This is a genomic window from Bacillus sp. RC51, assembly GCF_044908115.1.
Lineage (GTDB): Bacteria > Bacillota > Bacilli > Bacillales > Bacillaceae_G > Bacillus_A > Bacillus_A mycoides.
Genome location: NZ_JBIYCW010000020.1, coordinates 27,607 through 48,983, shown reverse-complemented (window position 1 = coordinate 48,983; position 21,377 = coordinate 27,607). Strand labels below are relative to the sequence as shown.

Genomic DNA, 21,377 nt, shown 5'->3' with positions numbered 1-21,377 from the left:
ATGGGAGACGTTATAGATATATATGGATTATCACCTTTGCAAAAAGGAATATTGTTTCATACTTTATACGATCAAGATGATGAACATTCTTTTTCCTACATTGTACAAGTAGGCTTCTTGCTCGGGGGGCAATTGGATGTTGCTACTTTTGAAAAGGCTTGGGAATATGTTATTCATCGACATGAAGTTCTACGCTCAGTATTTGTGTGGGAGGAAGTAGAAAAACCTCTGCAAGCAGTTTACCAACGTCTTCCTTTTACTATTCATCAAGAGGATTGGAGTGCCCATTCGCATGAGGAGAGGGAGAAGAAATTACACCAGTTTTTGACTGCAGATCGTAGAAAAGGATTTTTATTGGATGAAGCACCGTTGATGAGAGTCACTGCGATTAAAGAAGCAGAAGAGGAAACGAGAATCATTTGGACACATCATCATATTTTGCTAGATGGGTGGAGTGTGTCATTGGTCTTTAGTGAAGTGATGGAAGTTTATCTCAAGATGATAAAGGGAGAATTGTTGAATCTTCCTAAATCTCTTCCTTATAAAAAATATATCCAGTGGATAAATAAACAAGATCAAAGTCAAGCAGAGGAATTTTGGACAGAAGAATTAAAGGGGTTTTATGCACCTACGCCATTAGCGATGGAAAGAAAGGATCAAGAACAGGAGAAGGGCTATGGAGAGTGTGTTTATCAGATATCTGAGGAACTCACTGAGAATTTACAAGAGTGGGTACGAAATAGTCGATTAACATTGAATACGTTAGTACAAGGCGCATGGGCCTATTTGATGAGTAGGTATAGCGGTGAAAGTGACATCGTATTTGGCATAACTAGCTCTGGACGTCCTACTGATTTGATAGGAGCAGAGAATATGGTAGGTCTATTTATTAACACATTACCTACGAGAATTCAATTAACGGATGATACATCAGTAGTAGATTGGCTTCGTAAAATACAGATGAAAGAAATGGAACGAAGACAATATGAGCATAATTCGTTGGTTGATATTCAAGGGTGGAGTGAGGTTCCGCGGAATAGTTCCTTATTTCATACCTTGTATGTGTTTGAAAATTATCCAATTCAAGGTAAGAGAAATGATGATTTAAGATTACTAGATGTTAAAAGCGCGGAACAAACAAATTATCCTTTAACACTCATTGTAATGCCCGGTAAGAAAATTACTTTAAAGTTGATGTATGATCGAAGCTATTTTAATGAAAAAACAATAAATCGGATTCAGGGTCACTTATTGCAAATATTAATTCAGATGACGAAGAGCTTAGATTCAAAACTCTTTGAAATTACTCATTTAACAGTGGAAGAGCAGACACAGTTACTAGAGGAATGGAATAATACTCAAGTAAAATATTCAGCTGAAGGCATGATTCATACGGTGTTTGAGGAGCAAGTCAAGAAAAATCCAGAAGCAATCGCAGCAATGTACGAAAATGAACAAATTACCTATAGAGAGTTGGATGAGCGTGCGAATCAGCTAGCACATTATTTACAAAAGCGTGGTGTAGGTTCAGAGTCTCTAGTCGGGGTATATATGGAACGTTCATTACAAATGATGATAGCGTTATTAGGTATTCTAAAATCAGGAGGGGCGTATGTTCCACTTGATCCTACTTATCCAGAGAGTCGGCTTCGTTATATATTAGAGGATGCTGGAATCGAAGTACTAGTGACGGAAGAAAATTCAAAAAATTTATATATATCTGAATATGTTGAAACGATTTGTATGAATAAAGATTATACTGCAATTAAAAAAGAAGAATCAATCCCATGTATAAGTGGTGTAACAGGGAGAAGTTTAGCGTATGTTATGTATACTTCAGGATCTACAGGTAATCCAAAGGGAGTGATGATTGAGCATCATTCAGTAATCAATTACCTAGAATGGATGCAACATAAATATCCACTTTCTGAAAAGGATGTGGTCTTGCAGAAAACCCCATTCTCATTTGATGTATCTGTTTGGGAGTTATTTTGGGGTATTCACGTTGGAGCAAGTGTATCTTTCCTACCTCGAGGTGGAGAAAAAGATCCTTCTATTATAGCTGAAGTGATTAAAAAACATCAGGTTACTATAGTTCAATTTGTACCTTCGATGTTATCTGTTTTCTTAGATCACTTCAATCATATTGAATTGAACATGAATTGTTCGTCCGTACGCCATGTATTTTCTGGTGGAGAAGAACTAAGTTCAGGGTTAGTTAGACGATTTCAACAGAAATGGAATTATAGTGGACAAGTGAAATTAACCAACTTTTATGGACCAACTGAAGCCACTATTTATGTAAATGCATTTGATATTCAGCCTAATCAAGAATTTGTTTCTATTGGGCAGCCAATACAGAACACGCAATTATATGTATTAGACCAAAATCAACGCTTGCAATCAATAGGAATTGAGGGTGAGTTATATATTGGTGGTGCTGGTTTAGCACGTGGATACTTAAATCGTCCGAATCTTACTGCTGAAAAATTCGTTTCGCATCCATTTCGATTGGGGGAACGACTATATCGAACAGGAGATTCAGTAAGATATCTAACTGATGGAAATATAGAATTTATAGGTAGAATGGACCATCAAGTAAAAATGCGCGGTTTTAGGATTGAATTAGGAGAAATTGAAGCGACTTTAGAAAAATGTTCGTTTATTAAAGAGGCTGTCGTATTAGTTAGAGAAGACCGTCCAGGTGATCAACGATTGGTTGCATATGTAATAAGCGATGGAAATACCCGAAAGTGGCGAGAGTATCTACAAAACCAATTGCCAAATCACATGATTCCAGCGCACCTTGTAGAGTTAGAACAGTTCCCGCTTACTCCGAATGGGAAAATCAATCGAAAGGCCTTACCAGCACCTGATGAGCGACCTATAGGGAATTTAAATGTTCTACCTCGGACGCCTTCGGAAGAGCTTATTGCCTCGGTTTGGAGTCAAGTGTTAGGAACAGAAAATATCGGTATTCAGGATTCCTTTTTTGAACGGGGTGGGCACTCACTACTCGCTACTCAAATCGTCTCTCGATTACAAGAATTGTTCCAGATTAAAATCCCGCTACGTGAACTTTTCAAGCACGATACAGTGGAAGCATTAGCGAAACGAGTAAATCAGTTGCGCAAAGAAGATAAAAAACGAGGGGTTCCATCCCTTGTACCTATGATGCGGGAAGAATTTATTCCACTTTCCTATGCACAGAAACGCCTATGGTTTATTGATCAATTAATGCCAAATAGTGAGATGTACAATATTCATGCAGCGTGTCGTTTAACAGGAAAATGGTCAATTGAAGCATTGGAGGCCGGATGGAATCAGTTGTTGAAACGTCATGAATCATTACGGACGATAATTCTAGAACAAGAAGGTGAACCTTTTCAACAGGTTCAATCTCATGTATTCAGACCCATCCCTCAAACGAATCTAACAGACCTCTGTTCGGAAGATAGGGAAAGAGAAATGAAACGGCTCATTCAAAACGAAGCGGAGGAGCCATTTCACTTTGGACAAGGTCCTCTGATTCGAACACGAATATTGAAAGTGGACAGGGAAGAATGGATTCTCCTTTGTACGATGCATCATATTATTTCGGATGGGTGGTCAATGGGAATCTTACTTGAAGAATGGATGGCTTTTTATGAAGGAGCACTAAGTGGAAAACCGGCGGAACTGAAGGAGTTATCTGTCCAATATGCAGACTTTGTCATGTGGCAGAAGGCATGGCAAAATGAAGAGAATTTGGATCAGCACCTCCAATATTGGAAGGAAGAATTGTCTGGGGAGCTACCGGTTTTACAATTACCGATGGATCGTCCTCGACCTGCGGTTCAAACCCACCGTGGTGCGAGTCAATCCTTATTAGTGGCGAATTCCCTACTGGAAAAGCTCAAAGATTTAAGTCTGCAAGAAGGATGCACTTTATTTATGACATTGATGGCAGCGTATCAAAGCTTCCTTTCTCGTTATACAGGACAAGACGACATCTTGGTTGGAAGCCCAATTGCAAATCGAAATGTTAAAGAGATTGAGGGATTAATAGGTTTCTTTGCAAATACGTTGGTTTATCGAGCTGATTTCAGTGAAAATCCGACGTTCCAAGAACTTTTGTCGCAGGTACGAAAAAAAGCACTAAAAGCCTACGAGTATCAGGACATTCCATTTGAGAAAGTGGTGGAATCTGTAAAACCGGAACGGAATACAAGTCATTCACCGATATTTCAAACCATGTTTACTTTACAGAATACGAAACAAGCGTTTCCTCAGCTATCTGAAAGAAACATGGAACTCATGGAAAGTCATGCTTCTGTTGCGAAATTTGATTTGAGTTTATTTGCTTCTGAGACGGAAGAAGGATTATCGCTAACCTTTGAATACAATACTGATTTGTTTAATGATACAACCATTGAACGCATGGCAAGTCATTTTGAACATTGGTTAAATCAAAGTGTCTCTCATCCAAAATATTTATTATCTGAACTGAATATGTTATCGAAAGCAGAATATAAGCAATTACTAGAGGAATGGAATGAATCAGGTGTTGTAGATATACAAGAAAGCACGATTCATACATTGTTTGAAGAACAAGTGAAAAAAACACCAGAAGCAATTGCAGTAGTGTGCGAAGATGAAGAACTAACATATCGAGAGTTGGACGAACGCTCGAATCAGCTGGCACATTATTTACAGAAAAATGGTGTTGCATGCGAATCATTGGTTGGGATTTGCGTTACACGTTCATCCGAGATGATTGTCGGCCTCTTAGGAATTATGAAGGCAGGAGGAGCATATGTCCCAATTGATCCAGCGTATCCGGAAAGTCGACTGCAATACATTTTAGAGGATGCTCAAATAAAGGTACTGGTGACACAGGAAAAGTTACAACAAAAAATGGTTATAACTAAATCCGTTGCCGTGATTTGTATTGATCGTGATCGAGAAGAAATAGAACAAGAAGTAACTACAGTGTGTACCAGTGAAGTGACGGGCGATAATTTAGCCTATATTATCTATACTTCAGGTTCCACTGGAAATCCAAAGGGGGTAATGATTGAGCACAGGAATACAGTAACAATGATTCATTGGGCGCATCACACATATTCCCAAAAGGAATTAGCGGGAGTATTAGCTTCAACTTCGCTATCCTTTGATCTATCCGTTTTTGAAGTGTTTGTTCCCTTAACGATGGGTGGTAAGGTGATTGTCGCTGAAAATGCTCTACATCTAGACAAGTTGTCTACCAAGGGTGTGACTTTGGTCAATACTGTGCCATCGGCAGCGAAGGAACTGGTTCGCGCAAAAACAATTCCTTCTTCGGTAAAGGTGATGAATTTGGCTGGAGAACCATTACCATATTCACTCGTTCAAGATTTATACGAGAGAAGTACGATTGAGAAGGTGTACAACCTATATGGACCGTCCGAAGATACTACGTATTCCACATATATGGAATTAGAAAAGGGTGTCATGTATAGGGTACCACCAATTGGTAAACCAGTCTTCAATGCAGAAGTATATGTACTGAGTGCTGAACAAAAAATGGTTCCAATTGGTGTAGTTGGTGAGCTTTACATTGGTGGATCAGGATTAGTACGTGGATACTTAAACCGTCCTGACTTAACGCAAGATTGTTTTATACCGCATCCGTTTAAAGAAGGAGAGCGAGTATACCGGACTGGAGACCTAGTAAGGTATCTGCCAGATGGAAATTTGGAGTATCTTGGCCGAATCGATCATCAGGTAAAAATTCGTGGGTTCCGGATTGAACTAGGAGAAATTGAAGTGACATTGCAAAAGCATACATTAGTTAACGAAGTTCTTGTGATGGTGCGGGAAGATTATCTTGGTGATCCACGTTTGATTGCCTATGTTGTGGGAGATGGGGATGCTCATAAGTGGCGTGATTATCTCAAGGACCAGCTACCAAATTACATGATTCCAGCCTATTTTGTCGGATTGAATGCATTTCCACTCACTCCAAATGGAAAGATTGATAGGAAGGCCTTACCAGTACCAGAGAGACAGGAGATAGTAAGGGGGTATATTGCTCCCCGTACACCTACGGAAAAAACAATCGTTTCAATATGGCATCAAGTTTTAGGTGTAGAAAATATTGGAGTGCAGGATTCGTTTTTTGAAATAGGTGGGCATTCATTACTTGCTACACAAGCTGTTTCCAATCTTAAAGAGGCTTTTGGAATCGAGTTACCATTGCATGATCTATTTACGTTTCATACGGTGCAACAATTGGCAAAACAGATTGATCAATTGTTCTATAACAAAAATCAAGAAATACAGAATGATAGTAAGGAGAATGTAAGTCTTCAAGACTATATTCAAAAAGAAGCAGAAGTGAGTAATGATGAAGAATTACTTGAACTACTTAAGCAATTAGAAGAGCTATCAGAGGAAGAAGCACAAGGAATATTCGAGAGTAATTTAGTTGAGGAAGGGGTAAAAAAATGAGAAGTGATTTACATGCAAAGCTGAGTTCACTTTCTCCTGAGAAAAGAGCTTGGCTTCAGAAGAAAATGCAAAAAAAGGAGAATAAAGAAGCACTTCCGTTGTCTTATGCACAACAACGTTTGTGGTTTATGGACAGATTTAACCCAAACAGTTCTTTATATAATATTCCAACGGTATGGCTTCTAAAAGGAAATTGGATTCCTGAAGCATTAGAAAAGGGATTCAATCGACTCATTGAACGTCATGAATCATTACGAACCGTTTTTAAAGAAGTAGGAGAACAACCTGTACAACAAATTGTCGAATTCCTTCCTAGAGCATTACCTGTAAGGGATTACTCGCAACTTCCTCTAGAAGTAAAAGAAAAAGAGGTAGATAGTTTAATTGCGAGAGAAGCGCAAGAACCATTTGATTTAATGAATGGCCCTTTAATTCGTAATCAGCTTGTTCAATTAGGGAAGGATGAATGGTTATTACTATGTACGATGCATCATATTATTTCTGATGCTTGGTCCATCGGTATACTCATGAATGAATTACTTACTTTCTATGAAGAAGAAACGGGCGGGAATCCTGCTAAATTAACTTCACTATCCATTCAATATGCAGACTTTGCGAAGTGGCAAAAGGAGTGGTTGCAAGGTGATGTGTTAAATCGTCAACTTACGTATTGGGAGGAAGAATTGTCTGGGGAGCTTCCTATATTACAACTGCCAGTGGACCGACCTCGACCGGTTACGCAAACTTACGCTGGGGATACGCATCACGTGATTGTTCCTTATAGATTACTCAATCAATTAAAGGATATAAGTCGACAAGAAGGATCTACCTTATTTATGACTTTAATGGCTGCATACCAGAGCTTTCTTGCTCGTTATACGGGGCAAAAAGATATTCTAGTCGGAAGTCCGATTGCAAATCGGAATCATAGGGGAGTAGAAGGATTAATCGGTTTCTTTGTTAATACGTTGGTTTACCGATCAGATTTGAGTGGCACCCCTACTTTTCGGGAGATTTTGAACCAAACAAAGAAAAAGGCGTTAAAAGCTTACGAATATCAAGATATACCATTTGAAAAAGTGGTAGAAGCTGTGCAACCTGAACGAAGTATGAGTCATTCTCCTATCTTTCAGACCATGTTTACACTACAGAATATAAAACAAGAACGACTAGATTTGTCTGGTAGAAGTATCGAAATGGTAGAAAGTAATATGTCTATTGTAAAATTTGATCTGAGTTTAACTGCCTACGAAGTGGAAGAAGGTCTATTTGTCTCATTTGAATACAACACGGATTTATTTGATAGTAGTACCGTTGCACGTATGGCAGGCCATTTTGAGAACTGGTTAAATGAAATCGCGTATCATCCAGATGAATCATATACAAAGCTGTCAATGTTATCGGACACAGAGCAGAAACAACTCCTAGAAGAATGGAATGATACTGACATAGTTTATGGTCATGAGTGTATGATTCATGAGCTATTTGAGCAGCAAGTGGCACGTACACCTGATGCAGTGGCGGTAGTTTATGAGGGTGGAAAGTTAACGTATCAAGAACTCAATGAAAAATCGAACCAATTGGCACATTATCTACAAAAACGAGGTATAGGACCTGAATCATTGGTTGGTATATGTGTTGAACGCTCTCCTGATATGATTATTGGTCTCTTTGGGATTTTGAAAGCAGGAGGGGCTTATGTCCCACTGGACCCAAGTTATCCCGAAAACCGTCTGAGATACATTTTAGAGAATTCACAAATTCAAGTGCTGTTAACAAACGAGGCACTACAGGACTGGTTACCTAAAGATATTCAAGCAATTTGTTTAGACCGGGATCAAGTAATGATTTCTAAAGAGAGTAATTTGGCTCCGGTAAGTGGAGTAACTGCAAATAACTTAGCCTATATCATATACACTTCGGGTTCGACGGGAAATCCGAAGGGAGTAATGATTGAACACCATTCGGTTATCAACCGCCTACAGTGGATGCAGAAAAAATATCCATTATCTGAGGAGGATACAATTCTACAAAAGACACCGTTTTCGTTTGATGTTTCTGTCTGGGAATTATTTTGGTGGTCATTTGTAGGAGCACGTGTTTGTTTGCTTCCACCAGGAGGAGAGAAAGATCCTGCGGTGATTGAGGAGTATATCGAACGATATCGTGTGAACACCATTCACTTTGTTCCGTCGATGTTATCTACTTTCTTGGATTATATGGAACAATATAATTCGAAAAGGGATGTAGCGTCTTTAAATCAGGTTTTTACTAGTGGAGAAGCATTAAATACTGAACAGGTTCGCCGCTTTAAGGGGGTATTTTACGATGTTCAGCAAACAAAGTTAATTAACTTGTATGGTCCTACCGAAGCGACTGTGGATGTGACTTATTATAATTGTGATTTAGAAAAAGAACCTATGCTTATTCCAATTGGTCGTCCAATTGATAATACAGAGTTGTATGTGTTAGATCAACATCAACAGGTGGTACCGATTGGTGTGGCGGGGGAACTTTACCTTGGAGGAGTAGGATTGGCACGTGGCTACTTCAATCGACCAGAGTTAACTACTGAGCGTTTTATTCCGCATCCCTTTAAGGAAGGGGAACGATTATATCGAACGGGTGACCTGGTGAGATATATGAATGATCGTAACTTGGAGTATATTGGAAGAATGGATAACCAAGTCAAAATCAGAGGATTCCGAATTGAACTGGGAGAAATCGAAGCAGCTTTACATGATCACTCATCTGTAAAAGAGGCTGTCGTGTTGGTGAAGGAAGATCGACCAGGAGATAAGCAGTTAGTAGCTTATGTAGTGGGTGAAGGGGATACTGGAGAGTGGCGTGAATATCTTAAGAAGCAATTGCCACATTATATGGTTCCGGCATACTTCTTCCAAGTTGAAGGGATGCCACTCACTCCAAATGGTAAGGTGAATCGGAAAGCTTTATTGGAATTGGAGGCACAGTTCATAAGTGAAGATATTACTACTTCATCACGAACACCAGTAGAGGAGCTCATTGTTTCCGTATGGGGCCAAGTGTTAGGTATAAAAAATATAAGTGTTCAGGATTCTTTTTTTGAGATTGGTGGTCACTCGCTGCTAGCTACTCAAGTAGTTTCACGCTTACAAAAAATCTTTCAAATCGAATTACCGGTACGTGAACTATTTGAGTATGCAACGGTGGAGTCACTGGCAAAGCGATTAGATCAGTTACGTAAAGGAGATAGAAAACGAGAGATTCCGCCACTAATGCCGATGGAAAGAGGGGAAACTATTCCGCTCTCTTATGCCCAACAGCGCTTATGGTTTATCGATCAATTTACACCTAATAGCGCCCTTTACAATATGCCAATGGTATGCCGCCTTACAGGGAGTTGGCTACCTGAGGCATTGGAAAAGGGATGGAATCAGCTCATAGAGCGTCATGAATCATTGCGGACGGTCTTTCATGAAGTGAACGGTCAGCCCGTGCAGCAAATTGAACCGTATGCTTTTCGATCAATTCCGAAAACGGATTTAACTATGCTTTCTCCAGAAGACCGAGAAGAAGAAGTTAAACGTTTGATTCAACAAGAAACAGAAGTGCCATTTGATTTAACAGAGGGCCCACTAATCAGGACAAGTATTTTGCAAGTGGGAGAGGAAGAATGGATTCTCCTTTGTACTTTACATCATATCATTTCAGATGGATGGTCAATGGGAGTCCTACTTGAAGAATGGATGGCATTCTATGAGAAAGCTACGGATGGAAAGATAGCAGAACTTGAACCATTACCGGTTCAATATGCCGACTTCGCTCAGTGGCAAAAAGGATGGCTGAAGGCGGAAGTGCTTGATCAACAACTCCAATATTGGAGGGAAGAATTGTCTGGGGAGCTTCCTGTACTCCAACTTCCTATGGATCGCCCGCGTCCCGCAATACAAACTCATCACGGGTCGACATACACCCTGGTTCTGCCAAGCACGCTACATGACAAATTAAATGAATTTAGTCGTCAAGAAGGGGCTACACTCTTCATGACCCTGTTAGCTGCATATCAAAGTTTTCTATCCCGCTATACGGGACAAGAAGATATTCTGGTCGGAAGTCCAATTGCTAATCGAAATTATAGAGAAATTGAAGGACTTATTGGTTTCTTCGTCAACACCTTGGTATATCGGGCTAATCTAAGTGGTAGACCGACATTTCAGGATGTTCTGTCTCAGGTTCGTCAAAAAGCATTGAAGGCGTATGAGTATCAAGATATCCCTTTTGAAAAAATTGTGGAAGTTGTACAACCAGAGCGGAGTACAAGTCATTCGCCAATCTTCCAGACTATGTTCATCTTGCAAAATATGAAACAAGAGTTCCCGGTGTTATCTGGTAGAAGTATTGAAATGATAGAAACCCATAGTCCAATCGCAAAGTTTGATTTAAGCGTAATGGTAGCTGAGACGGAAGAGGGAGTACGTTTTACTTTTGAATACAATAAGGATTTATTCAATGCCACAACTATTGAACGGATGGCAGGGCACTTTGAGAAATGGCTACACGAAGTTTCCCATTACCCGCAAAATCCGTTGCATAGTCTGAGCATGCTATCGGAACCTGAGCGTACTTTGTTATTAGAAACATGGAATGACACTGTAATGGAAATGCCCCCACAGGGTCTTATTTGCGACAGATTTGAGGAACGAGTAGCAAAGCGTCCTGAAGCGATTGCGGTAGTTGATCAAACAAAAGATTGGACTTACGGTGAACTGGATGCACAAGCAAATCAGTTGGCAAATGTTTTACAGCGAAAAGGAGTTGCTCCAGAGTCAGTCGTGGGAGTTTATCTTCCGAGGTCGGCTGAGCTCATGGTAAGTTTACTAGGCATATTAAAAGCTGGTGGAGCTTATGTCGTTTTAGATCCGTTGTATCCAAAATCAAGGTTAGAATACATGATTGAAGATGCAGGAATTCAATTTGTAGTGACGGCGGAAGGACAAGAAGGCCTTTTCGAACAGGTCGAAATGGTGAGGTTAGAAGAGTTAACAGTGGAAAGCGTAATCGCACCTACACGGCAGATAAATCCAGAGAACTTAGCTTACATTGTCTATACCTCTGGTTCTACAGGAAAGCCAAAGGGTGTCATGATTGAATATCGCTCATTAATGAATATGGTTTCTTGGCATCAAGAAGTTTATCGTATTACAGCAGAGGATCGTGCGACTCAGATTGCAGGGATTGCTTTTGATTCGGCTGTCCAGGAGATTTGGCCGTATCTAACTGCTGGTGCAGCACTCTACTTGTCAACAGAGGAACTGAGAATTAATCCAGAAGCACTAAGAGACTGGCTCATTGATTCGCGAATAACAGCTAGTTTTGCACCTACGCCTATTCTGGAAAGACTCTTGAAATTATCTTGGCCAGGTAAAACGGATCTTCGTTTTATCATTACCGGCGGGGATCAATTAACGCAGTATCCATCTAACGATATTCCTTTTGCGGTAATCAATCAGTATGGTCCATCGGAAAATACCGTTGTTACCACGGATTGTTATGTACCTGTAGGAGTGACAACAGGTACGCCATCGATTGGTCGACCGATTGCGAATACAGAAGTTTATGTGTTAGATTCTCATCTTCAGCTAGTACCAAGTGGTGTGATTGGAGATCTCTATATTGGAGGGAAGAGTCTTGCTCGTGGATATGCTAATCGTCCGGACCTTACAAAGGAAAAATTTATTTCGCATCCATTCAAGTCAGGAGAGCGTCTCTATTACACCGGAGACAAAGCAAGTTATCTTTCTGATGGTGCTCTCCAGTTCCATGGTCGTATAGATGACCAAGTGAAAATTCGTGGTTTCCGGATTGAATTGGGAGAAATAGAAGCAGTTTTGCAGGCACATTCTTCTGTGAAAGAAGCGGTTGTATTGGTACGAGAGGATGATCCAGGCGACAAGAGATTAGTAGCTTATGTAGTTGGTGAAGGAAGTGTCCAAGAATGGCGAGAGCATCTACAAATACATTTACCAAATTATATGGTCCCAACAAACTTTATTGAGATGGAATTTTTACCACTTACACCGAATGGAAAACTTGATTTAAAGGCATTGCCAATACCTAGCAAATTATCTACTGAAAATACCGTTCACGCACGAACTCCGCTAGAAGAACTTATCGCTTCAGTGTGGAGTCAAGTGCTAGGAATAGAAAATATAGGTGTTCAGGATTCTTTCTTTGAACTTGGTGGTCATTCTCTACTTGCTACTCAAGTGGTTTCACGTTTACAAGAAGTCTTTCAAATAAAACTACTGGTGCGTGAACTGTTCGAGTATTCAACGGTGGAGGCACTGGCGAAGCGAGTAGATCAGTTACGTAAGGGAGGCAAAAAACGAGAAACTCCACCATTGATGCCTATGGAACGAGGAAATGCCATTCCACTTTCTTATGCTCAACAGCGCTTATGGTTTATCGATCAATTTACACCTAATAGTGCACTTTATAATATGCCGATGGTATGCCGTCTTACAGGAAATTGGTTACTAGAAGCATTGGAGTTGGGATGGAATCAGTTGATAGAGCGTCATGAATCATTGCGGACAGTATTTCATGAAGTGGACGGTCATCCTGTGCAGAAGATTCAACCGTATACTTTCCGTTCCCTTCCACAAATTGATTTAACTAAGATTTCTCCAGAAGAGAGAGAAAGAGAAGTGGAGCAATGGATTCAAACTGAAGTCGAATCCCCATTTGACTTAGAGCAAGGGCCATTGTTCCGTGGACAAATCGTGAAAATTTCAGAAGAAGAATGGGTTCTTCTGTGTAATATGCATCATATTATCTCGGATGGATGGTCGATGGAAATCTTGCTCCAAGAATGGATGGTATTTTATGAGGAGGCGATTGGCGAAAAACCAGCAGAGCTCGCACCATTACCAGTTCAATATGCCGATTTTGCTCAATGGCAAAGGGATTGGTTAAAAGAGGAAGTACTAAATCAACAGCTTGCATATTGGAAGGAAGAACTGTCTGGTGAGTTACCAGTCTTAATGTTGCCGATGGATCGTCCCCGTCCTCCGGTACAAACCCACCATGGATTAACTCATAATGTGTTGTTGTCACGCTCATTACTGGATAAATTAAACGAACTTAGTCGTCAAGAAGGGGCAACGCTTTTCATGACCTTATTGGCATCTTATCAAAGTTTCCTTGCCCGTTATACAGGACAATCAGATATTCTTGTTGGAAGCCCAATTGCGAATCGAAATTATCGAGAGATTGAAGGATTGATTGGTTTCTTTGTCAATACGTTAGTCTATCGGGCTGATTTAAGTGGCGCACCGGCATTTAAAGAGTTGTTGTCTCAAGTGCGGATAAAAGCATTGAAGGCATATGAGTACCAAGATGTTCCGTTTGAGAAAATTGTGGAGGTTATCCAACCTGAACGAAGTACAAGTCATTCTCCGATTTTCCAAACCATGTTTACTTTGCAAAATACGGGACAAGAGCTACCACAGCTACATGGACGAAGTATAGAAGTAATGGACAGCCACGCTTCAATCGCCAAATTTGATTTAAGTTTAACTGCCGCAGAAGTGGAAGAGGGCTTATTGCTTACTTTTGTTTATAGGACTGATTTATTTGACAGTTTAACTATTGAATCCATAGCCGAAAATTTTGGAAACTGGTTGAATTTAATCGTGGAACATCCTGATAAATCATTAGCTAAGTTGCCGATACTGTCAGGATTACAGCAAAAACAGTTAGAAGAGTGGAATAATAATGCTGTAGCATATCCACAGGAATTTGGGATTCATCAGCTGTATGAAGAGCAAGTAAATCGTACACCTGACGCGGTGGCAGTGGTAGATGAAAAACAGCAGTTAACCTATCGAGAGCTGAATGAAAAAGCAAACCAATTGGCACATTATCTCCAGAAATGTGGGATTGGGAGCGAGTCATTGGTTGGTCTCTGCTTCCAGCGTTCAGTTGAGATGATTGTCGGTCTCATGGGGATCTTGAAAGCTGGGGCAGCCTATGTTCCATTGGATCCATCGTATCCAGAAAGTCGCCTACGATATATTCTGGAGGACACAGGGATTCAAGTATTGGTCACGAACGAAGCATTAGAAGGTTGGATAACTGAAGAAATCAAAACAGTTTGTTTGGATCGGGATAAAGCGATGATTTCGCGAGAAAGCACCCTTTCACCAATATGTGAAGTGACAGGAGAAAACTTGGCGTATGTAATCTATACTTCGGGATCAACAGGGAATCCGAAGGGAGTTATGGTAGAGCATCACAATGTGATTCGTTTATTTAAATCGACGGAATGTTGGTATCAGTTTGATGAAAAAGATACTTGGACGCTTTTCCATTCTTATGCGTTTGACTTCTCGGTATGGGAGATTTGGGGGGCATTACTCCATGGCGGAAGATTGATTGTTGTTCCTTACTGGATTAGTCGATCGCCCAAGGATTTCTATCAACTGTTAGTAAAGGAAAAGGTTACGGTTCTTAATCAGACACCATCCGCATTTCGACAATTGATACAAGTGTGTGAACAAGAAGATGAGAAGAAAGACTTGCATCTGCGCTATGTCATATTTGGTGGGGAAGCACTCGATCCTACCAGCTTGGTACCATGGTTTCAAAGGTATGGAGAGCAGGAACCACAGTTAATTAATATGTATGGAATTACAGAAACTACCGTTCATGTTACGTATTATCCAATTACTCAAGATGATGTGCAGCATGCTTCAAGAAGTAATATAGGAAAACAGATTCCAGATTTAGAAGTGTATGTACTAGACACTTGTCAACAACCTGTGCCTATTGGCGTAGCTGGCGAACTATATATTGGTGGAGCAGGACTTGCACGTGGATATTTAAACAGACCCGAATTGACTGCAGAGCGTTTCATTCCTCATCCATTCAGTAGTGACCCAGGAGCGCGATTATATCGGACAGGAGACTTAGCGAGATACTTACCTGATGGAAATCTGGATTATCTTGGGCGGATTGATCACCAGGTGAAAATCCGTGGTTTCCGAATTGAGCTCGGAGAAATTGAATCTGCTTTAAACGCACATGTCTCCATAAAAGAGGCTGTTGTAATTGTTCGAGAAGATCAGCCGGGTGATAAACGGTTGGTGGCATATGTCGTGGGTGACGGGAATGTAGGTGAGTGGAGAGATTATCTCAAGGCGGAACTACCAAGCCATATGGTTCCTTCAGGATTTGTGATGATGGAAGCCATTCCACTAACTGCTAACGGAAAAGTTGATCGTGAGGCCTTACCTGTACCAGAGGAGAGGAAAATCGAAAGTGAATGTGTTGCCACGCGGAATGGTAACGAAGAAACACTGGCCACCATTTGGAAGCAAGTATTAGGGATTAAAAAGGTGGGAATCCATGATAACTTCTTTGAAATTGGTGGAGACTCAATTCTCAGCATTCAGATTGTCTCTCGTGCGAAGCAAGCAGGTTTGCAATTGACGCCAAAGCAAATGTTTGAACACCAAACGATTGCCGAGTTGGCGCAAGTAGTCAATGAAGAACGGGGTGTACAAGCAGAGCAGGGAGTTGTAACTGGAGAACTGATCCTTACACCAATCCAGCAATGGTTTTTTGCACAAGATCATCCAAACCCACACCATTGGAATCAATCCATGTTTTTTAGAACAAAAGAGCGACTGGATATAGTATTACTGGAGAAAGCTGTGAGTACCCTTCTAATCCATCATGATGCTTTGCGTTTAAGATATGAACGGTTACCGAATGGAGTATGGAAACAGCGGAACGAAGGAATCGAAGAACAATCGACGCTGACCGTTATTTCATTAGACGAAGTGTCACAAGCAGAATGGCATCAAGTGATTCAAACGGAGATTGACACTGCACAAGCAAGCTTGCACTTACACGCAGGACCGCTAATGAGAATGGTGTATTTTGATGAAGGTGAAAAAAGAGCCGGCCGATTATTCTGGGTGATTCATCACTTAGCAGTGGATGGTGTTTCTTGGCGGATTTTACTGGAGGATCTGCAAACGGCGTATAATCAAGCGAGCAAGGATCAGATGATCCAATTACCTACAAAGAGTACATCCTTTAAAGCGTGGTCGGAGAAATTGCATCATTACGCTGAAGCTGGGATTGTGCAAGAAGTGCGTGATTACTGGGAGCAGCAATCCGAACAAGAAGTGGCTATGCTACCAGTGGATACCACCCTCGAAGTTCCAGCAAACACAGGAAACGAGGAGATTACCGTGGTGCTAGATGAGAAAGAGACCCGTACGTTATTGAAAGAGATTTCAAGCACTCATCGTGTCCAAATCAATGAAGTACTATTGACAGCATTGGTACAGGCTACGGCAGCATGGACAGGTCATCCGACGCTGACCGTGGATTTGGAGGGGCATGGTCGGGAAGAGATCATCGAAGACGTTGACCTATCTAGAACCGTGGGGTGGTTTACAAGTATTTATCCTGTTCACTTAAATATTACCGGTGCCGACACGCCAATTGCAGCATTAAAAGCAGTTAAAGAACAAGTGCGTAAAATTCCTAATAAGGGTGTTGACCATGGGATTTTGCGGTATCTGAACACAACAATGTGTGAGCAATGGGGGTCTCAACATACACCGTCTATTAGTTTTAACTATCTTGGACAATTTGACCAAATGTTTTCTGACGATGCAATACTTATTCCAGAGAACGGATTTAAGCGCTTAGATCATGCTTCTGGTTCCAAGCGATTGCATTTAATTGATGTAATTGGAATGGTAACGGATGGGAAACTTCAGTTCACTTGGGTATACAATGTAGGACAATATGCGAAATCAACGATTCAAAGTATTGCAGAGAATATGCTCCATCAACTAAGTAAATTGATTCAATCTGCGGATGGAGAATCTGCACTGACTGTTTCAGATTTTGTGATGGCTAATCTTGACCAAGCCAGTTTGACAAAAGTATTAACCAAGATGAATCGTGGAAATAATTATCCGATTACCGATTTATATCCACTATCGCCTTTGCAAGAAGGAATGATTTTCCATACATTGCATGACCAAGGGGAGGAACATGTAGCGCCGTATATAGTGCAATTAAGTTTCATGATTAGAGGAGAATTGGATATTGCTACTTTCGAACAGGCGTGGAAATCGATAATTCAGCGGCATGAAATTTTCCGCTCAGCTTTCCTTTGGAATGAAGTTGAGGAGCCTTTACAAGTGGTGTATGAGAGTGTTCCATTTAAGGTGAATGTAGAAGATTGGCGTACGCTGACTGCTGAAGAAAAAGAAGAGAAAAGAAAAGCCTTTTTGGCATTGGATCGAAAACAAGCCTTTCTTTTTGATAAAGCGCCATTGATGCGGGTGACTGTCATTCAAGAAGGTGAGGAAGAATATCGAATTGTTTGGACACATCACCATATTCTGTTGGATGGATGGAGCCTACCACTGGTCTTTAACGAATTGCTTACAGTGTACCAGAAGAGAATGAATGGAGAAGCCGTGCATTTACCTAATTCATCGCCATACAAGAAATATATTCAATGGCTAAGAGAACAGAATCAGGAGCAGGCGGAGCAATTCTGGAGAGAGAAACTTAAAGGTTTTACAGCTCCAACCCTGCTGGGCTTAGAAAGTAAAGAGCAAGAAAAAGGTTACACAGAGAAGGTAACTTATTTATCAGAAGAGCAAACCCAAGCGTTACAAAACTGGGCGAAGCGCAATAGGCTCACTTTGAATACAGTAATTCAAGGTGCGTGGGCGTATCTCATGAGCCGGTATAGTGGAGAAGATGAAATTGTCTATGGTGTAACTAGCTCAGGACGCCCTACGGAGATTATTGATGTTGAAAACATTGTAGGTCCTTTTATTACCACATCACCGACGCGAATTCAGTTGATAGATAATATAAAAATAATGGATTGGTTGCAGAAGATACAAGAGGAAGAGATAGAAAGAAGACAATATGAATATGCTTCTTTGACAGAGATTCAAGGATGGAGTGAAGTTCCTAGAGGAACCCCGCTGTTCCATAGCTTGTATGTGTTTGAAAACTACCCAGTGAAAGAGGAGTCCTCAGGAAATCTAGAAATTGGTGGGTTGGAAGGAGTAGAGCAAACTCATTATCCATTAGGATTGACAGTTGTCCCAGAAAGCCAGTTGTTGTTAAAGTTGAAGTATGATCGTAGCAAGTTTAATGGCCTCACCATTGAACGGATACTGGGTCATTTAAGCCAGGTGTTAAAGCAAATGATCGAGAACGTTGATCAAACTCTGTCGGAGCTGGTGTATGTTACGGAAATAGAACAGAAACAACTACTGGAAGAATGGAATGATAATGCAGCAGCGTATCCACGTGAGAGTGTGATCCACAAACTGTTTGAAGATCAAGTGGATCGTACACCTGATGCGGTGGCAGTGGTAGATGAAAAGCAGCAGTTGACGTATCGAGAGCTGAATGAGAAAGCAAACCAATTGGCCCATTATCTTCAGAAATGTGGGATTGGGACGGAGTCATTGGTCGGGCTTTGTTTCCAACGTTCAGTTGAGATGATTGTCGGTCTCATGGGAATCTTGAAAGCTGGATCAGCCTATGTTCCGCTGGATCCATCGTATCCAGAAAGTCACCTACGATATATTCTGGAGGACACAGGAATTCAAATATTGGTTACGAACAAAGTATCACAAGGTTGGATACCTGAAGAAGTTGAAACAGTTTGTTTGGACCGAGATCAAGCAATGATTTCGCAAGAAAACACCCTTTCACCAATATGTAAAGTAACAGGAGAAAACTTGGCGTATGTTATCTACACTTCAGGTTCGACCGGGAATCCCAAAGGGGTTATGGTGCAGCATCATTCGGTATTAAATCTATCCTATGGTTTACAGAAAGAGGTTTTTTCACATCGGGCACATGATAACATGCGCGTTGGTCTAAATGCCTCAATCGCCTTTGATTCATCCGTTAAACAATTACAAATGCTTTTGTATGGTTCTAGTTTATATATTATTTCAACAGAAGTTCGCAGTGATCCTCAAAAGTTTGTATCTTATATTCGGGAGAATAAGTTGGAAATGTTTGATATAACACCTTCACTACTCCAATTACTCATAGATGAGGGGTTGTTAGAAAAAAACGATAGTGTTCATGTTCCAAGCAAGGTACTGGTCGGTGGAGAAGCAATTATGCCATCACTGTGGGAACAACTAGTAGAGAATGACCATATCCATTTTTATAATGTATATGGTCCTACGGAATGTACGGTTGATGCGACATGCTATCGTATCAAAAAAGATAGTAAGAGAGTAACCATTGGGCGTCCGTTGCCAAATGTTCAAGCCTATGTATTGGATGAGAAGTTGTTACCTGTTCCAGTTGGTGTAACGGGTGAACTTTATATCGGTGGAGCAGGCCTAGCGAGAGGATACTTGAATCGTCCAGAGTTAACGTTAGAACGTTTTATTCCTCATCCATTTAATGAAGGGGAACGGTTATACCGGACGGGAGATCTAGTCCGCTATTTAGCTGATGGCCATTTGGATTATCTGGGAAGAATCGATAATCAAGTGAAAATTCGAGGATTCCGGATTGAGCTTGGAGAGATTGAAGCGAATTTAGAAAGTCATCCATCGGTGAAAGAGGCTATAGTCTTGATAAGAGAGGACCAACCAGGAGATCGGAGAATGGTTGCCTATGTGGTGGGTGAAGGAAGTATGCATGAATGGCGTGAGCATCTCAAGAGGCAAGTACCGAATTATATGATTCCTGCACACTTTATTGAGGTGGATGCGATTCCGCTTACAACAAATGGGAAGGTTGATCGAAAGGCACTGAACAGCTTAACGATTCAAAGAGAAAGTACCTTTTCTACACCAATCATCCCACGGGATGAAATCGAGTATCAGCTGATTACAATCTGGCAGGATTTGCTACAGTTAGAAGATATCCATGTAAACGATGATTTCTTCAATATAGGAGGTCACTCTCTCCTTGTAATCAAATTGATTTCAAAGGTCAGAGAGAAATTTGGAAAAGAGATTAAGGTGCCCGCACTAATTAAGAATCCGACAGTGGAAGGAATCGCTTGTCTCATCCGTGAGAATCATCGTATGGAAGAATCATTATCGGTTCTGGTTCCATTACAAGAATCAGAGAAAAGACCTTTCTTCTGTGTTCACCCATTTATGGGTAATGTACTCTGTTACATTCAGCTAGCAAGGTTACTCAAGGATCACTGCTCATTTTATGGTCTACAGAATCCTCTCGTAGAGAAAGAAGGAATGAACGGGTTGATTTTATCGGAAGTAGTGCAACTCTACATCGAGGAAATGAAGCGGGCTCAGCCAGAGGGGCCGTATCGTCTGGGAGGATGGTCTCTGGGCGGTGCCATCGCCTATGAAATCGCAACTATGCTACGGAACCAGGGAGAAGAAGTTGAGGTGTTGGTACTATTGGATACCAAGGTGCCTTCAGAACGGGATTACAAGACAGAGGATGAAATGCTATCTTATATATTGGAGCATTTCATCCATATAGAGCTAGTGGACCAGGAAGAAGAGCTTGTTCATCAACAGGACATGCTTGTTGAACAATTAATTGTGGAAGGAGTGCTCCCGCCTGATGCAAATCTTACGAATTTGAAGCAAATTATCAATGCTCACAGGAAATGTCTGAATTTAATGGCAGAGCATGATTTAACACCATATTTTGGGGAAGTTATTTACTTTAGTGCTGAGGAAGGTAAAGAATTGTTTACGGATTGGAAGCCTTTATTAAAAGGAAGAGTGAATATGTATTCGGTCCCTGGATCACACGAAGAAATAGTAGCTTCCCCCGCAGTTGAAAAGTTAGCTAAGTATCTACTAAATGAATTAGAAGGAATAAAAGAGACATCCCTTTCGCTAACGGAAAAGTAG

General features: G+C 40.8%; 2 protein-coding genes. Both read left to right on the top strand.

Annotated features, from left to right (window positions below; all coding sequences use genetic code 11):
• Positions 1-6,471, top strand: coding sequence for an amino acid adenylation domain-containing protein (locus tag ABH959_RS26770; protein WP_404493384.1), 6,471 nt, complete (start codon positions 1-3; stop codon positions 6,469-6,471).
• Entirely contained in the window at positions 6,468-21,377 is a 14,910-nt protein-coding gene (locus tag ABH959_RS26765) for a non-ribosomal peptide synthetase (RefSeq protein WP_404493383.1), read from the top strand. Before ABH959_RS26770 ends, ABH959_RS26765 begins: the two co-directional genes overlap by 4 nt.